The organism is Arsenophonus sp. ENCA, from assembly GCF_002287155.1.
GTDB classification, from domain to species: domain Bacteria; phylum Pseudomonadota; class Gammaproteobacteria; order Enterobacterales; family Enterobacteriaceae; genus Arsenophonus; species Arsenophonus nilaparvatae.
Map to the genome: position 1 here is coordinate 1 of NZ_NHNG01000618.1, position 1693 is coordinate 1693.

The 1693-nt window shown below is 40.6% G+C and carries 2 pseudogenes; one reads left to right on the top strand and one right to left on the bottom strand.

The features are described from left to right. A pseudogene (locus tag CBG25_RS15920) lies at nt 1-212 on the top strand (hypothetical protein); the annotation flags it as partial. Here the strand turns inward: CBG25_RS15920 and CBG25_RS15925 are convergent. Further along, nucleotides 169-1500: pseudogene (locus tag CBG25_RS15925) on the bottom strand (ATP-binding cassette domain-containing protein); the annotation flags it as partial. The pseudogenes CBG25_RS15920 and CBG25_RS15925 overlap by 44 nt on opposite strands. Nucleotides 1501-1693: the final 193 nt, after the last annotated feature.

Consider the following 1693-nt stretch of genomic DNA (forward strand, 5'->3'; position numbering starts at 1 on the left):
ATCGAGAAGTTAAACAAAATTGTGGTATTGAACGCTGTCAGGCTCGCACGAGCCGAGCGCAAAGAAATCATATTTTTCTCGCTATTTCTGCGTGGTTTGAACAACATAAACGTCGTATATCTGAAAAAATAACCCTTTATCAACAAAATTGGGACGTAATCAAAAATGCTATTGCTGAGCACATCCGTGTTTTATTAGCGTACCCAAATTAGTTTTGTGCGAAACTCGTGTAATAAAAGCCTGTTTCATCGACGGATCTGGATTTTCTGCCGTGGCGATTTGGCTTTTTAATTCATCGGGTGTGCCAGCAGCAATAATTTTACCGTGGTAAACTAAGCCAATTCGATCGCAATATTCCGCTTCGTCCATAAAGTGAGTGGTAACCATTACGGTAACGCCTTTATTTACCATGCCGTTAATATGTAACCAAAATTCTCTTCGCGTCAGGGGATCAACACCTGAAGTGGGTTCATCCAAGAAAAGTATATCCGGTTCATGCATCAACGAGCAGGCTAAGGCTAGTCGCTGTTTGAAGCCTAATGGTAATTCATCGGTGGTTTGTTGCAGTATTGGATTTAAATTAAAGGCCTTGATCATGTTACTGATTTTTAGCTGTTGCTGACTGCCACTAAGGCCATAAATACCAGAGAAAAATTTTAAGTTCTGAGCAACTGTTAAATTACCGTATAGTCAAAATTTTTGCGCCATATAGCCAAGATGTTGGCGGGCTTTATTCGAGCTTATTTTTAGATCCATCCCCAAGACTAATGCCCTGCCTGCGCTTGGTACCATTAATCCGCACATCATTTTAAATGTTTTTGATTTGCCGGCGCCATTAGGACCTAGCAAGCCAAAAATTTCACCACGTTTAACCGTAAAGTTAACATTATCCGTAGCGGCAAAGTCACCGAATAGTTTGCTAAGATTTTGTGCCTCAATGACGGTTTCAGTCGGATCAGCTGGAATTTGCGGCATAATTTCCGCAAGCTCAGAACGTTGCGATGGGCTACCACCTAATAAATCAATAAAAGCATCTTCGAAACGGGGTTTAGCGGTAATAAGTTTACTATCCGCTAAATTTAGACTGGCGAGGAAATCGTTTTGCAGGCTGTTTTGTTTTAAGATCAGGCGAATACAGTGCCCTTGAATAACACAATCCGTAGTTTGTGGTAATAATAGTGCATCTTGTAAGTATGCGCGGCGTTTAGATGCTGGAACTTGCAGTAAAAATGAGCGTCCAGCCATTTTATTAGTTAATGCCTGCGGTATCCCTCGATAAAGTAGTTGCCCTTGATTTAACAGTAAAATATCTCGGCATTGTTCAGCTTCATCTAAGTAGGATGTACTCCAAAGGATCAGCATACCATCGCTAGCCAGTTCATGAACCATTCGCCAAAGCTCTTGACGAGCAATAGGATCAACACCCACTCCAGGTTCATCTAGCAACAGGATTTTTGGCCGACTGATTAATGTACAGGCCAGGCCAAGCTTCTGTTTCATTAAACTAGTTGCTGAATAGAGACTTGCATTTTTTGTCACGCTATTGAGAATAAAAAGAGGTTTAACTTAGAGAATAAAGGTTTGAAATGATCAACAAAGAGCGGCTGTTACGAGATAATCGTTTATGTAAAGCAATCATTGGATTATCAGTCGAAGAATTGAAAAATTTAGCCGCTGAATTTTCAGCTTGTTA